Below are 14,809 nucleotides of genomic sequence, written 5' to 3'. Positions count from 1 at the left end.
CCCGAAACGACCTTGAAACCCGACATGCGGGGGACGTGATGACATCGGAGGATGGAGCGGCGGGTTTGGCCGCTCTCTCGATTTGTGAATCGCTGGTGATTGCCATGGTTGAAAAGGGCCTGCTCACGGCGGAGGAGGCCCGCGGGGCGCTGGAGGACGCCGCGGCGGCCCATTTGCGGCAGGAGACGCCGGGACCGGTGCGCCACCACCAGGAACTGGCGGCGCAGTTCATCGAACGGCTGGCCATGCAGGTCGATGCGGCCGGCCAAGTCGACGGTGGTCAAGTCGATGGTGGCCACATCAACGGTGGCCACATCAACCGTGATTGAACAGACGCAGGGGAGTTGAAGACGCAACGGGGCACGGGCTGGTGACGCCGGCTCCGCCCCGTCGGCCGCCCGTCCTCAGCCGCGTAGCGCGGCCGATCCGTGATTGCGGGGGGCGGGGCTGCGGGACGCCGGTTTCTTCGCTCGCCCGGATTGGCTCAGCAACTGCGCGACCTCCTTGGCGGCGATCGGCTTGTGCAGGATGCGGTAGCCGCTGGCCTCGGCGTCGGCGATGCGTTGGGGGGCGGTGTCGCCGGTCAGCACGACGCAGAGCGGCTGCGGGCGCCCCCGTTCCTTCAGCAGCGCTTCGACGGCGCGGATCGCCTCCAGGCCGGTGGCGCCCGCCTCCAGCCGGTAATCGGCGATCACCAGATCGGGGGAGGGGGACGACTCGCCCAGCAGGCGCAGGGCGTCGGCGGCGCTGTCGGCGGCGATCGCGCGCCAGCCGAAATCCTCGATCAGCAGGGTCAGCCCCTCGCGCACCAGCGGATCGTCGTCGATCACCAGCGCCATGCCCCGGCCGGGATCCGGCGGCAGTTCCGCCGTTTCGTCCGCCGCCGGCCCCGCCGTGCTGGGCAAGGCCGGATCGCTGATCTCCAGCGTGAAGCAGGAGCCCTTGCCCGGCCAGGACGCCACATGCACCCGGTAGCCCAGCAGCCGCGCCAGCCGGTCGACGATGGCAAGCCCCAGCCCCAGCCCCTTGCCGCGGTCGCGGGTCGGGTTGGAAACCTGGTAGAACTCGTGGAAGATGCGCTCCAGATGCTCCTGCGGGATGCCGATGCCGGTGTCGTAGACTTGGATGCGCAGGCCCTTGGCGCTGCGGCGGCAGCCCAGCAGGATGCGGCCATGGTCGGTGTAGCGCAGCGCGTTCTCGACCAGATTGCGGATGATCCGCTCCAGCAGCGCCGGGTCGGCGCACAGCGTCAGGCTGTTGGGCACGCTGCGGAAGGCGATGCCCTTCTCCGCGGCGCGCAACCGGTATTCACCCTCCAGCCGTTCGAAGATGGCGCCCAGCGACACCGTCTGCACGGTGGGCGAGACGGTGCCGGCGTCCAGTTTGGAGACGTCGAGGATGGCGTCGAGCAGCCGGCACAGCGCGTCCATCGACGCCTCGATGCTGCCGACCAGCGACGCCGCCGGATGGTCGCCCAGCCGGATTGCCAGCGCCGAGGTCAGCAGCACCAGCGACTGCACCGGCTGGCGCAGGTCGTGGCTGGCCGCCGCCAGGAAATGGGTCTTGGCGGCGTTGGCGCGCTCCGCCACCATCAGCGCCATGATGGCCTCCTGGCGCGAGCGTTCCGCCTCGTTGCGGGCGCTTTCGGCCTCGGCGCGCGCCTGCTCGGCCCGTTCGGCCAGCGTGCGCTGGATGGTGATCTCTTCCGCCGCGCGCATCTCGCGCTCGCGCTGGATCGCCGCGATGTGGTCCAGCATGGCGTTGAAGCCGCGGGCCAGCGCCGACACCTCGTCGTCGCCGCGCACGGTGGCCCGCTGCCCGGTGAAGCCGTTGGTGGCGATGGAGCCGGCCAGCCGTTCCAGATCGCGCAGCGAGCGGGTCATGTGGTTGCCGACGGCGCGGCTGCCAAGATAGATCGCCAGCAGCGCGGCGATCGTCACCAGCCCATAGGCCGGCAGCATCCAGGACAGGAAGGCGGCGGTCGGCGCCGCCGGCGCCTCCAGCCGCAGCATCAGCCCCAGCGTCGACAGCCGGTAGGGCACCGTCAGCGGGACGGTCACCACCATCCGGTCGCTGGGCACCGGGATCGGCGGTTGCCCGGCGTAGATCAGGTCGGCCTCCGGATGGGGGACCAGCGCGTCGAGCGGCACCTTGTAGAGCAGCGCCCCCTCCGGCGACGCGGTGCGGGAGTAGATCAGCATCTCCGCCGCCAGCAGATAGGCGGTGCCGCCCTGCTCGACCACGATGGCGGCGGGCTTGCCGGTGGCGATGACGGTGCGCAGCCACGCCATGTCGCCCGGCGTGATGGCCAGCGCGCCGGAGTGGCGCCCGTTGTCGGCGATCGGGCTGCCTTCGAAATCGGTCAGGATCATCGCCACCGGCACGCTGGCGATGTGGTTGAAGCTGCGCAGGAACGGCAACAGGTAGGTTTCCTTGCCCGCGGAATCGACCAGCGCGGTGGCCAGCACGCTGTTGTCGGCCAACTCGCGCACCGTGCTCGCCAGCGTGCCGAGCAGCCCCTCGGTCTGGCGGGCGGCGAGGCTGGCGTTCGCCTCGACGTTGGCGTGGTGCTGGCGCATCAGGTGGCGGCTCGACACCAGATAGAGGCTGGCGCCGATCATCACCGCCAGCACAACCCCCAGCATCAGCGAGACCATCGCGAAGCGCCGCGCCAGCCGGCCGGAGGTCAGCCGCCGCGGGGGGCCGCGGTGCCGCGGGCCGGGGACCGGACCGGGGTATGGGCCGGAATGCAGGGTGCTGTGGGGATCGTCACCGGACATCCGCGCTTCCTCAATCGACCGGCGCCAGGACACCGTCCGGGCGGAATCGGGCCATCAGCAGATCGTCCGGTCCCAGCGCGTCGTGCCGGTCCGGGGTGAAGGGGCGGTCGAAATCCTTGACGACCCCGTGGTATGGGCCGACCTGCTCCAGCGCGTCGCGGACGGCGGCGCGGTCGGTGGTGCCGGCACGATTGATGGCGAGCGCCAGGATGCGCGTCAGGTCGTAGGCCTGGAGGAAGCCGGCCGGCGACACGATGTCCTCCGGCCGGTGGATGCCGAACAGCCGCCCGGCGGTTTCCAGAACGGGGGCGAGACGGTCGGGCGGGATGCGCAGCGGGCTGACGGTCTGGATGACGGTGAAGTCGACCTGCTGCAGCGCCGGCCCCGCCTCCGCCACGAAATTGCCGCCGGTGACGCCCCAGTGGCTGAGGATCGGCAGCCGCCGTTCGGGCGGCAGGGCGGCGACCTCGCGCACCAGCACCGCGGCCTCGTCGTCGTTGGCGACCAGCACGATCGCCTGGGCGCCGGCGGCGGCCAGCGTCTCGTACTTGTCGATCAGCGAGCGGTCGCGCCAGTTGTACCAGACGGTCCCGACCGACTCCGGCACCCGGTGCCGTTCGAAGTGGCGGTTGGCGGCGTCGAGGTTGGAGCGGCCCCAGGCGGTGTTGGTCAGCAGCAGGCCGACCCGCGTCAGGCCGCGGTCGGCGGCGCGCCGCAGCAGGAACGGCATCGCCAAGCTGTCGCGCAACGACAGGCGGAAGATGTAGTTGGGCGTCATCCCGTTGTCGACGATGGCGTCCGCCGACGACCAGGGCGCCAGGAACAGGGTGCGGGTCTGCTCGAGGACGGGCAGCTCCTCGATCACCACCGGGCTGAAGCGCCCGCCGAACACGGCGACGAGGCCGGGGATCGTGGCGAGTTCCCGGATGTTCTTGATGCCGCGGGCGGAGATCGACCGGTGTTCCCGGGTGATCAGGGTCAGCGGCCGCCCGCCCAGCACGCCGCCCGACCGGTTGATCTGGTCGATGGCGGTCCGGATGCCGCGCTCGATCGCTTCCGCCGACGTGCTGTTGGTCAGCCCGAACTCCCCATCCAGCGCCAGGATCACCGGCTCCGGCGCGGCCGCCAGGGTGCTTCCTGCCCACGCGAGGTGGAGCAGCAGGGCAAGCAGCAGGGGAAGGCGGAGACTGGCGGCCAGCATCGTCCGTCGTTCAATGGGGTGCGGCCGGAAGACGGGCTTCCGCACGCAGAACGCGGCACTATGGGTGGGGGGATGCCGTAAGGTCAATCTGCCCTTCGGCCGAAGGGTGCATCCGTCGGCCCGTCCAGCCGATCAATCGCCTCCGCCATCGCCGCCAGCACCCGGTCCGGCTGGTCGCGGTGGGGGGTGTGCCCGCACTCGTCGAGCACCAGCACGCTCACCGGCCCGCCGGATCCGGCGGCGATGGCGTCGTACTGGGCGGCGGTGGCGTATTCGTCGTGCACGCCCTGGATGACCAGCAGCGGCGCGCCGATGGCGGGCAGGCGGTCCTCCACGTTCCACGACCGGAAATGCGGCGCCAGCCACGTCTCGCTCCAGCCGCGGAAGGCGGTGTCGGTGTTGGCGCCGTGCAGCCGCTCCAGCCCGCGGCGTAGCGCACCGTCGCGGTAGGCGGCGCAGGCGGCCTCGATCCCGGCGATGGTCACGTCCTCGACGAAGACGTGGGGCGCCTCGACGATGGCGAGGCGGATGCGGGGGCCGAGCGTCCCGGCCGCCGCCAGCAGCGCGATGGTCGCGCCGTCGCTGTGCCCGACCAGCACCAGATCGCCGCTCACCCCCAGCCGCTCCAGCAGCGGCGGCAGCACGCCGTCGGCCTCGTCGCGGTGGTAGTGCAGCGGGCGCGGCAGCGGACAGGGGGTGGAGCGGCCATAGCCCCGCCGCGAATAGACCACAGCGGCGCAGCCGGTCGCCGCGGCCAGGCGGTCGGGGAAATCCTTCCAGATGGCGACGCAGCCCAGCCCTTCATGCAGGAACACCAGCGTCGGCGCGCCGCTGCGCCGGGCCGGAATGCGCCGGAACTCCAGCCGGGCGTCCTCCACCTCGACGAAACCCTCGTCTACAAAGCTGTTGGCCGCCGTCATGCCGCCACTCTCCGCCCCCGTCGATTCCAAGCTCCAGGGGCGTGGCGGAGGGGTGCGCCGCCCGGCCCCGGGCCGCGCACCCTAGCATTGGTCTGACCTATAAGGGAAACGCCGCGCTCACAGCAGCGTGGCGGTCAGGCTGATCTGCGTGCCGGCCAGCGCCTTCGAGACCGGGCAATTGGCCTTGGCAGTGTTCGCCTGCTCCTGGAAGGCGGCGTCGTCGATGCCGGGGACCTCGGCCTCGCAGGCCAGCTCGATCCGGCTGATGGCGAAGCCGGCGCCCGCCTTCTCCAGATGCACCTTGGCGGTGGTGTGCACGCGGGTCGGCGGGTGGCCGGCCTGACTCAGCCCGGCCGACAGCGCCATGGAGAAGCAGCCGGCGTGCGCCGCCGCGATCAGCTCCTCCGGGTTGGTGCCGCTGCCGTTCTCGAAGCGCGACGGGAACGAATAGGCGCCTTCGAAGGCGCCGCTGCCCAGCCGCATGGTGCCGCTGCCCGATTTCAGGTCGCCGCGCCATTCGGCGTCCGATTGCCGCATCGCCATGTCCGGTGTCTCCCCTCTTGGTGGTTGTGCCTCTGCCGGCTCGCCGCGGTCGGGAGCCTGTCCAGCGTCAAGTGGGGCGCCGCGGCCGCTCCGCCATCGGCATACCCCTTTGCGGCAGGGCGGCGCCCCGATCTGCACATCGTTGCGCCAGTCAGCCCAAGGGTTGAACAGTTGCAGGTCAATTCCTCCTTTTGGTCCCCTTCCGCGGCGTGGCAAGCCGAACGGCCCGCATTTTGCGTCGCAAGATCGAAAGGCGGGCGGGGCCAAAGGATCGGCCCTTTCGGCTGGGGTCCCGCGACCGATCGCCGTGGCGGGGCCGGCAATGGCATTGGCAAGGGGGGTGAGCATGACAGGAACCGTCTCGACCCGGGGTGTCTCGATGCGCGATCTGCGCGCCGCCGCCCGGTTCGTCCTGGTGACGCGTTTCCGGCGCGTGCGCGACCTGGAGCAGTTGGCCGCCGTCTGCGGCCTGGTGTCCGCCGTCGCCGGCCTGATCCACGAGCTGCAGAAGGAGCGTGGCCTGTGGAACCTGCGTCTCGGCACCGCCGGAAGCCGCTTTTCCGGCCCGCTCGACGCCCAGACCGGCGCGTGCCGCAACCATGAGCAGGCTGTCCGCGCCGCCATCGACGGCCTCGACCGCATGGCGCATGGCGCCGCCCTGTTCGGCGCGGTCCGGCGGGCGCTGGCCGACCTCGACGCGCTGCCGGCGGCGCGCGGGCGTGCCGGCCGGGCGGAGATCCCGGCGCGCGAGCTGTTTGCCATCTTCTGCGGCCTGATCGCCAAGCTGCTGGCGGTGGTGTCGGTCGCGACCGACGTCGCCGCCGATCCTTCGGTGTCGCGCGCGCTGATCGCCGCCTTCAACCTGATGCAGGGCAAGGAGCAGGCGGCGCAGGAGCGGGGCACCGGTGCGGCCGGCCTGTCGGCCGGGCGGTTCGACACCGCGCAGCACCGCCGTTTCCTGGCGCTGATCGCCGCGCAGGAGCGCTCGTTCCAGGTGGTGGCCGAGACCGCCGCCCCGGCGCTGGCCGACCGGTTGCGGGCTCTGCTGGCCGATCAGGCGGAGTTCGCGCGGATGCGCGACGCCGTGCGGGCCGGCGGGCTGACCGGCGCGCTGGAGGGGATGGACGGCCCCGCCTGGTTTGCCGCCGCCACCCGCCGCATCGACGGGCTGAAGGCGGTGGAGGACGCGCTGATCGCCGACCTCGGCCGCCTGTGCGCCAGCGGTCTGGACAGCGCGCGCCGCGCCTTCGCCGCGCCGCTCGACGGGGCGTCGCCGTTGCTGCGGCTGGCCGTCTGGTGGACCCGCCGCCGCCTGACCGCGGAGGCGCGGCGTGGCGACGGGGTGGCCGGCGCCATGGCCGCCGCCGCTGGTCGGCTGGTCGCGGCGGGAGGGGCGCTGCCGGGTTGGGCCGGCGAGGCGGCGGGCCGGTTTCGCGACGGTACGGGCGACGGAACCGGCGATGTCGCCTCGCTCGCCGCCCAGCAACAGCGCGAGCGCGACCTTGCGGAGGAACGCCAGCGTGCGCTGGAGGACGCGGTCCATGATTTCGGCGCCAGCAGCGACGGGGCGCTGGCCACCATGACGGCGATGGCCGCACGCATGCACGACAGCGCCCGCCGCATGACCGACCTTGCCGGGCAGAACAGCGAGCGCTCGCTCACCATGGCGGGCGCGTCGCGCCAGTCGCTCGATGGGGTGCGGACGGTCGCCACCGCCGCCGACGAGTTGAGCGCCGCCATCCGCGACATCACCCGCCAGACCGAGAAGAGCCTGCGCGTCACCGGCGCGGCGGTCGCCGAGGTGGAGCGCACCAGCGGCACCGTCGGCGGCCTGCACGAGGCGGCGAACCAGATCGGTCAGGTGGTCGGGCTGATCCACGAGATCGCCGGCCAGACCAACCTGCTGGCGCTGAACGCCACCATCGAGGCGGCCCGCGCCGGGGAGGCTGGCAAGGGTTTCGCCGTCGTCGCCGGCGAGGTGAAGACGCTGGCCAACCAGACGGCGCGGGCGACCGAGCGGATCGCCGGACAGGTGCAGGGCATCCAGGAGGCCGCGCTGGCGGCGGTCAACACCATCGGCACGATCCGCGGGACGGTGTCGCGCATGGAGGACATCGCCGCCCGCATCGCCGCCGCGCTGGCGCAGCAGGAGGCGGCGACCGACCGCATTGCCGCCACCATCCAGCAGGTCGCCGCCGGGGCGGAAAGCGTGTCCGGCACGGTCGACGGCGTCGCCGCGGCGGCGGACGACATCGGCGCCATGGCCGGTCAGGTGCTGGACGCGGCGCGCGACCTCGACGGGCTGGCACGTTCGCTGCGCGACGATCTGACCGGCTTCATCGCCACGGTGCGGGCGGCCTGACGGGGCCGCGGCACTGTATCACGCCTCCTGCACCGTCTCGATCTCCGACAGGTCGGACAGGCGGCGGGCCAGCCGTTCGGTGCAGCGGACCTCCAGGATGCCGAAGCCGGCGTTGGGGGCGATGGTGTGCAGGTCGCCGGCCATCCCGTTCTCGCTGGCCAGCCGCCGCACCCGCTCCACCATCGAGTCCCGCTCCGGCCGGCCGGGGCGCAGGCCGGGCAGCGGGCGGGTGAAGTGCAGCTTGTAGCGCTTGAAGATCGAAGGTGCCATGAGGTCACGCGGGCGGTGGTGGGGGACGGTTGGTGGTGGGCGTGCGTTGCGGCACCGTCCCCCGGATCTCGCACAGGCCGGTCGCCGGACGCCAGGGTTTCCGTGCGGCCGCCCGGCTGCCGACGGTCACGGCGCCCGTCCGGCGGCTGGAGGGCGGTTGAGTTTTGTCACAGAACAGCGCGCATTAATGGAATTTGTTGCTTGCAACGCCCGCCATGGGTCGGCAATCCTTTGCGTGCATGCGGAGTGTGTTTTGAAGCCATTCCGGGAAACGCGCAAGCGACATCAGCCTCAGGAAGCCAGATTCCATGTCCACCAAGAAGCTCGGCCGCCTTCCCCGTGTCCATAACCCGCGCGTGCCGCATCTGAGCGCGTTGCTGTCCGGCCAGACCCTGCCGCCTCCGCCGGCGTCGGTCGACTACACGGCCGGCCTGCCCGCCAACCTGGGGGTGATGCTGAACGACCGGCTGGGCGATTGCACCTGCGCCGCCTTCTACCACGCGCTTCAGGTCTGGAGCGCCAAGGCGCAGGGCGCCATCCAGACCCAGCCCGACGTCGACGTCGAGCAGCTCTACATCCAGGCCTGCGGCTACAACCCCAACGAGCCGGGCGAGGGGCCGGGCGGAATCGAGCAGAACGTCCTGACCTACCTGCTGAACACCGGCGCCCCGGTGGGCCCGGACGGCCAGTCGCGCCACAAGATCGCCGCCTTCGTCGAGGTCGATCCGCGCAACACCGTCGACGTGAAGACGGTGATCGCCGACTGCGGTGTCGCCTACATCGGCTTCCAGGTTCCGGAGTTCATCCTGCCGCCGGACCAGCCGTCGCCGGCGATCTGGGACGTCCAGACCAGCGACACCACGATCAAGGGCGGCCACGCCGTCGTTCTGGCCGGCTATGACGACAACGGCGTCCGGGTCATCTCCTGGGGGAACTACTACACGATGACCTGGGCCTTCTTCGCCCAGTATGTCGACGAGGTCTACGCCATCGTCGACACCAGCTGGATCGAGAATGGCGGCACGACCCCGGCCGGCCTGACGCTGGCCCAGCTCGAAAGCCAGATGGCGGCTCTGAAGGAAGCGGCCTGACCGTCGCGGCCGGCGGTTCCGGGGCGGTCCGCCCCGGCGCTGCCGGCATCCGGACGTCGGCCCGCCGGGTCAGCCCTTCTTCTTGTGCTCGACATTCTCCGCGCCGGCGCGGGTGCCGCCGAAGCGGTCGGCGCCCTTGGCGTCGGGGGCGTCGGGCGTCTTGTGGTTGCCGGTGTTCTGCTCGCCCTCGGTGTGGCGGACGGTCTGTTCGGTGTGGGGCTGCTTGTTCTGCGGACCGGTCATCGGGGGACTCTCCCTTGTGAAGGATGTCCCCCGTCAACCGGATCAGATCACATTGGTTTCCAGCAGCGGACGGTTTTCGACCAGCCGCTGGTAGCCGAAGGGCGTCAGGTCCAGGCTGCGGAAGCCGCCATGGACGATCAGCTCGGCCAGCCCGCGGCCGACGCCCGGCGCCTGCTGCAGGCCGTGGCCGCTGAAGCCGTTGCAGAAGATGAAGTTGGCGAGGTCGGGGTGCGGCCCGATCACCGCGTTCTGGTCGACGTCGTTGTATTCGTAGAAGCCGGCCCAGGCGTTGGTGACCTTGATCGCTTCGAAGGCCGGGACGCGGGCGGCCAGCGCCGGCCACATCATCTCGTCGAACAGGTCATGTTCCACCGTCAGGTCGTCGGTGTCGGGGTCGCGGTCGGCCGGCGGCGGGGCGCCGCAGATGAACTGCGCGCCCTCCGGCCGCCACCAGACGCCCGACGGGTCGATGACCAGCGGGCAGCCGGGCAGCGGTTCGCGGCAGTCGAAGACGAAGACGCAGCGCTTGCGCGCCGACACCGGCAGTTCGACGCCGGCCATCTCGGCGACGCGGCGCGCCTTGGCGCCGGCGGCGTTGACGGCCACCCCGCAGGCCAGCCGGTCGCCGTTGTCCAGCGTCACCGCGGTGACGCGGCCGTTCTCGGTCTCCACCCCGGTGACGTCGGCGGTGATGAAGGTGACGCCCAGCGACTTCGCCTTGCGGCGGAAACCCTGCATCAGGCTGTAGCCGTCGAACCAGCCCTCGCCCGACAGGCCGAGCGAGCCGGACACCAGCCCCTCGGTCGACAGCCAGGGGAAGCGGGCGGTCAGCTCGTCCGGCGTCAGCAGGGCGACGTCGACGCCGCAGGATTTCTGGATGGCGTGGTTGCGCGCCAGGATCTCCGCCCCCGCCGCCGTCGCCAGATAGAGGTAGCCGGGCTCGCGCAGGCCCAGATCCACCGGATCGCCGTCGACGCCCAGATGCTCGGTCGCGTTGCGCAGGAAGGACAGGCCGTATTGCGACAGGGCGATGTTGGCGGGGGTGGAGAACTGCTGCCGGATCGAACTGGCCGACAGGGCGGACGACGCGGTGCGGTAGGTCGGGTCGCGCTCCACCACGGCGACGCTGCCGCCGAAACCAGGGTCCGACGCCAGGTAATAGGCCACCGAACAGCCCATCACGCCGCCACCGACGATCACCACATCATACCGACCGCTCATCATGCCTCCGCTGGTCCGGCCACGTTTTTCCGGCTGCCGCCGCACGGACGCGCGGCACCGGTCGATCGGCGGATTAAGGCATGGAAAATCGGCTTGGAAAATACAGGAAAATTATCGCGATACGTTGGTTATAAGGAATCGATTATAACTCATCTTTCTTGCGATATGGCTTGCGCCACCGCGATCCATTCATCGCCATCGTCGGCGTCATGGAGCGCCCGCAAGGGCGGCCACACGCCGAGCCGGCTGGACCGGCGGAGCGCGAAGAAACGGTCGAGTTCGTCCGGGGTGGGCAGCCGGTCGGCCTTGCGCTGGTTGCAGCGGCGGTGCGCCAGCACGACGTTGGCCGGGTCGTCGATCCCGCCATAGGCCTGCGGGATCAGGTGATCGAAGGTGGCCTGGCCACCCACCGGCCCATCGCAGAAGAAGCAGCGCCCGCCCTGCTGGACGTCCATCAGTTGGGCATCGTCCGGCGTCACGGGCATGGCGCACTCCTTATATAGTGTCCCAGGCTGTGCGGCCCCGGCCACGACGGCGGCGTCTGAGGGCTCAGCATGCCCCGGCCAACAGCCGGGACATGCTGAAATCACCGAATCACTCAGGCGTCGCGTTCGACGCTGCCCCACAGGTCATACTCGTCGGCGTGCTCGATGGTGACATCGACGAGGTCGCCCGGCTTCAGGCCGGTTTCGCCGTTCAGGAAGACGCTGCCGTCGATCTCCGGGGCGTCGGCGTAGGAGCGGCCGATGGCGCCGTCCTCGTCGACCTCGTCGATCAGCACGCCCAGCGTCCAGCCGACCTTCTGCTGCAGGCGCTCGGCGCTGATCGCCTTCTGCGTCTCCATGAACCGCTCCCAGCGCTCCTGCTTGACCTCTTCCGGGACGGCACCGGGCAGCTCGTTGGCGGCGGCGCCCTCCACCGGCTCGTACTTGAAGCAGCCGACGCGGTCGAGCTGGGCCTCCTTCAGCCAGTCCAGCATGAACTGGAAGTCCTCCTCCGTCTCGCCGGGGAAGCCGGTGATGAAGGTGGAGCGCAGCACCAGATGCGGGCACTCGTCGCGCCACTTGCGGATGCGGTCGAGCTGTTTTTCCTGGGCGGCCGGGCGGCGCATCGCCTTCAGCACCGTCGGCGAGGCGTGCTGGAACGGGATGTCGAGGTAGGGGAGGATCTTGCCCTCCGCCATCAGCGGGATGACCTCGTCGACATGCGGGTAGGGGTAGACATAGTGCAGGCGGACCCACAGGTCGAAGTTCGCCAGCTCCTTGCACAGGTCGAAGAAGCGGGTGCGGACCTCGCGGTCGTACCAGGTCTCCGGCTTGTACTTCACGTCGACGCCGTAGGCGCTGGTGTCCTGGGAGATGACCAGCAGTTCCTTGACGCCGGCGACCGCCAGCTTCTCCGCCTCGCGCAGGACCGAGGTGATCGGCCGGCTGACCAGATCGCCGCGCAGGCTGGGGATGATGCAGAAGCTGCAGCGGTTGTTGCAGCCCTCGGAAATCTTCAGGTAGGCGTAGTGGCGCGGGGTCAGCCGCAGCCCTTCCGGCGGCACCAGGTCGGTGTAGGGGTTGTGGACCGGCGGCAGCGCGTCGTGCACCGCGCTGACCACCTGTTCGTACTGGTGCGGACCGGTGACCGCCAGCACGCCGGGGTGGGTCTGGCGGATCAGGTCCGATTCCACGCCCATGCAGCCGGTGACGATGACCCGCCCGTTCTCCTTGATCGCCTCGCCGATGGCGTCGAGCGATTCCTTCTTCGCGCTGTCGAGGAAGCCGCAGGTGTTCACCAGCACGACATCGGCGCCGTCGTAGGACGGCGAGATCTCGTACCCCTCGGCGCGCAGGCGCGTCAGGATGCGCTCGGAATCGACGAGGGCTTTCGGGCAGCCGAGGCTGACGATGCCGACCTTCGGGGCGGAAGCCGGCGAGGTGGGCTTGGCAACGGACGATGTGGTCATCGCGCGCGTATACAGGCTTGCCGGGAGAGGCGCCAGAGAAACCTTGATCGGACCCATCTTCGTCATGCCGGCCATGCCGATTCCGCCGGACCGGGCGCCAGCGGGAAGCGCGTCCGGCACCCGCCGGGCCGATGCGACAATTCGCAACAAAAGGATGAAGTCTGCCGGGTTCCGTTTTCTCTCCAGTCGCGGTACAGTGCTTCGCGATCTTAGGATCGACGTGGCTGCCGCCGTTACAGCGATAGCCGCCAGCCTTTTTGTATGCCCATCGTATAGCCTCTATACGTTATAGAGTGGAACAAATGGACCTCACAAAATTGCGCGGCGTTGCGGTGGATCGGGCCATGCTGCGGAACACGGTTGCACTGGATCGGTCACCGGCCGGATCGGCTGTGGGAGCCGCGATGGACGGACTCGACTCGACTGGGATGGGCGGCGGCGCATCGCCGTCGGCGATCGCCGACGTCATGCTGCAGATCGCCCACATCGCCGACAGCCTCGGCTACACGCATGGGCTGAAACCGTCGCAATGGACGGCCCTGCGCTATTTCGCCAGCGCGAACAACAGCCAGCGCACGGTGTCGGCCTTCGCCGACTTCCACGCCACCACCCGGGGCGCCGCCTCGCAGATGGTGGAAGTGCTGGTGGGCAAGGAACTGCTGGTCCGTGTCCCGGTCCCGGAAGACCGCCGGGTCACCCAACTGCACCCGACGCCGAAGGCGCTGGAGCTGCTGCGCCACGACCCGCTGAACGGCTTCGCCGACGTCATCGCCGACCTGCCGGCGGACGACCAGTACCGTCTGGCTGAAACCCTGACGACCCTGCTGCGCGGACTGCTGGAGAAGCGTCAGGCGGTCTGACGCGCCCGCGCGCCCGGCTTGTGCGCCCCCGGGCCGGGGGCGACGCCTTCCCCGCGCTGTCGCGGGTCCGCCAGCCGTGAAGGGGCTGTCGGCGCCCCTGCCGACCAAATGCCGACCAAAGCCGGCGGGTGTCAGCTGTCGCTGGAAACCGGGACGGTGTCGAACGGGGTGCTGATGAAGGGGCGGCCTTGGCCGTGCCCGGCCCGCGCATGGCCGCGTTCCGTCGCCGCCTGCCGGAAGTAACCGACCACGAACACCCGCAACGCGTTGGCGAGCGAAACGCCGGATTGCGCCGCGCGGCGGGATTGCTGCTCCATCCGGTCCTGGACGTCGGCGCACAACTCGTCCACCGTCAGATCCTCGCGCCGGCAGATCTCCTCCAGCCCTTCCCAATAGGAGGGTTCCAGCCGGATTGCGGTTGCACGACCCAACAGCTTCAAGGTGCGGGTTTCCAACGATGCAACGCCTGACGGTTGATTGCTGCGGGGTGTTCTGTTCCCGTCGCTCGACATGACCCTGGATCCTCGTGCTACCCGTGCGATGGCCCCCCACCGCACACCCATTATAGCGCGACTGCCACCCGCCAAGGGAACAAAACTTTCGGCTGGTAAGTATTGCCCCTAGGGGCCCCGCTCGGGATCCCCGGCCATATCCTTGAGTAGAGCCAGATCCGTGATGACGATAAAACCTTTGGCATATGTCACTGCGCCAGTCTTGCGCAGCGCGCCGAGGCACTTGTTCACCATCTCGCGGGTGACGCCCAGCATGTTCGCCAGCGCTTCCTGGGACAGCGGCAGGGTCAGCCGCAAGCCGGCCGGAGTGGCCTGGCCATAGCTGTCCGACAGCAGCAGCAGGCGGCGGGCCAGACGGCGGGGGACATCGTGGAAGACGGCGTCCTCGATGTTCTCCGACACCCAGCGCAGCCGTTCGCACAGCACGACCATCATCCGCGTGCACAGTTTCGGATGGCGTTCCAGGAACGGGATGAAATCGGCGCGGTCGATGCGGTAGAGGTGGGTCGGGCGCAGGGCGATGGCGGCGGCGGTGCGTTCCCGCCCGTCGATCAGGCCGATCTCGCCCAGGACGTCGCCGGTCTCCAGGATGTTCAGCAGCATCGTCTTGCCGTCGGCCGACGAGGTGCGGATGGCGATCTGCCCCTTCAGCACGGCGAACAGGCAGTCGCCCGGGTCGCCCTTGTCGAAGATGGTCTGGTCGGCGTCGAAACGGGCAATGTGTCCCAGGCCGAGCAGTTCGGCCATCTGCCCGGAATCCAGCTCTTCGAGCAAGCGGTTGCGCCGCAGCACCCCCGCAACATCCATCGGCGCGTTCATCCATCCATCCAGACACCGTTTCGCGCCCCGGTG

General features: G+C 70.1%; 15 protein-coding genes. 4 read left to right on the top strand and 11 right to left on the bottom strand.

Annotation, left to right across the window (positions count from 1 at the left end):
* Positions 1-38 precede the first annotated feature (38 nt).
* A complete protein-coding gene (locus tag TSO352_RS08355) occupies positions 39-329 on the top strand; it encodes a hypothetical protein (RefSeq protein WP_199231539.1) in 291 nt (96 codons plus the stop codon).
* A 75-nt stretch (positions 330-404) separates the two neighbouring features.
* Here the strand turns inward: TSO352_RS08355 and TSO352_RS08350 are convergent, their stop codons facing one another.
* The 4 genes from TSO352_RS08350 to TSO352_RS08335 all read right to left on the bottom strand — a co-directional run bounded on the left by TSO352_RS08350 (position 405) and on the right by TSO352_RS08335 (position 5,444).
* Positions 405-2,780: an ATP-binding protein gene (locus TSO352_RS08350; RefSeq protein ID WP_109106885.1), complete on the bottom strand. Its 2,376-nt coding sequence runs from the start codon at positions 2,778-2,780 to the stop codon at positions 405-407.
* 10 nt (positions 2,781-2,790) lie between these two features.
* Entirely contained in the window at positions 2,791-3,981 is a 1,191-nt protein-coding gene (locus TSO352_RS08345; protein ID WP_247871981.1) for an ABC transporter substrate-binding protein, read from the bottom strand.
* A gap of 83 nt (positions 3,982-4,064) precedes the next feature.
* The gene (locus TSO352_RS08340) at positions 4,065-4,901 is read right to left on the bottom strand and encodes an alpha/beta hydrolase (protein WP_109106884.1); all 837 of its coding nucleotides are present in this window, start codon (positions 4,899-4,901) and stop codon (positions 4,065-4,067) included.
* A gap of 117 nt (positions 4,902-5,018) precedes the next feature.
* Positions 5,019-5,444, bottom strand: coding sequence for an OsmC family protein (locus TSO352_RS08335; RefSeq protein ID WP_109107364.1), 426 nt, complete (start codon positions 5,442-5,444; stop codon positions 5,019-5,021).
* A gap of 346 nt (positions 5,445-5,790) precedes the next feature.
* Between TSO352_RS08335 and TSO352_RS08330 the strand changes: the two genes are divergently transcribed.
* Positions 5,791-7,806 (top strand): nitrate- and nitrite sensing domain-containing protein, encoded by a 2,016-nt coding sequence (locus tag TSO352_RS08330; protein WP_158284553.1) that lies wholly within the window; start codon positions 5,791-5,793, stop codon positions 7,804-7,806.
* Positions 7,807-7,824: 18 nt separating this feature from the next.
* Here the strand turns inward: TSO352_RS08330 and TSO352_RS08325 are convergent, their stop codons facing one another.
* On the bottom strand, positions 7,825-8,076 hold the full coding sequence (locus tag TSO352_RS08325; protein WP_109106882.1) for a hypothetical protein: 252 nt from the start codon (positions 8,074-8,076) through the stop codon (positions 7,825-7,827).
* A gap of 308 nt (positions 8,077-8,384) precedes the next feature.
* Here TSO352_RS08325 and TSO352_RS08320 point away from each other — a divergent pair, with 308 nt between their 5' ends.
* Entirely contained in the window at positions 8,385-9,167 is a 783-nt protein-coding gene (locus tag TSO352_RS08320) for a hypothetical protein (protein WP_109106881.1), read from the top strand.
* Between the two features lie 69 nt (positions 9,168-9,236).
* On the opposite strand, the gene TSO352_RS33465 is transcribed toward TSO352_RS08320, so the two are convergent.
* The 4 genes from TSO352_RS33465 to rimO all read right to left on the bottom strand — a co-directional run bounded on the left by TSO352_RS33465 (position 9,237) and on the right by rimO (position 12,585).
* Entirely contained in the window at positions 9,237-9,410 is a 174-nt protein-coding gene (locus tag TSO352_RS33465) for a hypothetical protein (protein ID WP_199231538.1), read from the bottom strand.
* Positions 9,411-9,452: 42 nt separating this feature from the next.
* Positions 9,453-10,631: an FAD-binding oxidoreductase gene (locus tag TSO352_RS08315; RefSeq protein ID WP_109107363.1), complete on the bottom strand. Its 1,179-nt coding sequence runs from the start codon at positions 10,629-10,631 to the stop codon at positions 9,453-9,455.
* A gap of 149 nt (positions 10,632-10,780) precedes the next feature.
* Positions 10,781-11,116 (bottom strand): HNH endonuclease, encoded by a 336-nt coding sequence (locus TSO352_RS08310; RefSeq protein ID WP_109106880.1) that lies wholly within the window; start codon positions 11,114-11,116, stop codon positions 10,781-10,783.
* Between the two features lie 113 nt (positions 11,117-11,229).
* Entirely contained in the window at positions 11,230-12,585 is a 1,356-nt protein-coding gene (gene rimO / locus TSO352_RS08305) for a 30S ribosomal protein S12 methylthiotransferase RimO (RefSeq protein WP_109107362.1), read from the bottom strand.
* A gap of 404 nt (positions 12,586-12,989) precedes the next feature.
* On the opposite strand from rimO, the gene TSO352_RS08300 reads away from it, so the two are divergent.
* On the top strand, positions 12,990-13,445 hold the full coding sequence (locus TSO352_RS08300) for a MarR family transcriptional regulator (protein ID WP_247871980.1): 456 nt from the start codon (positions 12,990-12,992) through the stop codon (positions 13,443-13,445).
* A gap of 131 nt (positions 13,446-13,576) precedes the next feature.
* On the opposite strand, the gene TSO352_RS08295 is transcribed toward TSO352_RS08300, so the two are convergent.
* Together TSO352_RS08295 and TSO352_RS08290 are read right to left on the bottom strand one after the other, a co-directional pair.
* Complete coding sequence (locus tag TSO352_RS08295; protein ID WP_247871979.1) at positions 13,577-13,885, bottom strand: ribbon-helix-helix domain-containing protein; 309 nt, start codon at positions 13,883-13,885, stop codon at positions 13,577-13,579.
* A gap of 180 nt (positions 13,886-14,065) precedes the next feature.
* The gene (locus TSO352_RS08290; RefSeq protein WP_199231537.1) at positions 14,066-14,776 is read right to left on the bottom strand and encodes a Crp/Fnr family transcriptional regulator; all 711 of its coding nucleotides are present in this window, start codon (positions 14,774-14,776) and stop codon (positions 14,066-14,068) included.
* Positions 14,777-14,809 lie beyond the last annotated feature (33 nt).

Source organism: Azospirillum sp. TSO35-2, assembly GCF_003116095.1.
Classification (GTDB): domain Bacteria; phylum Pseudomonadota; class Alphaproteobacteria; order Azospirillales; family Azospirillaceae; genus Azospirillum.
Note: the sequence above shows the minus strand (reverse complement) of the source record. Positions and strands in the feature narration are given on the sequence as shown.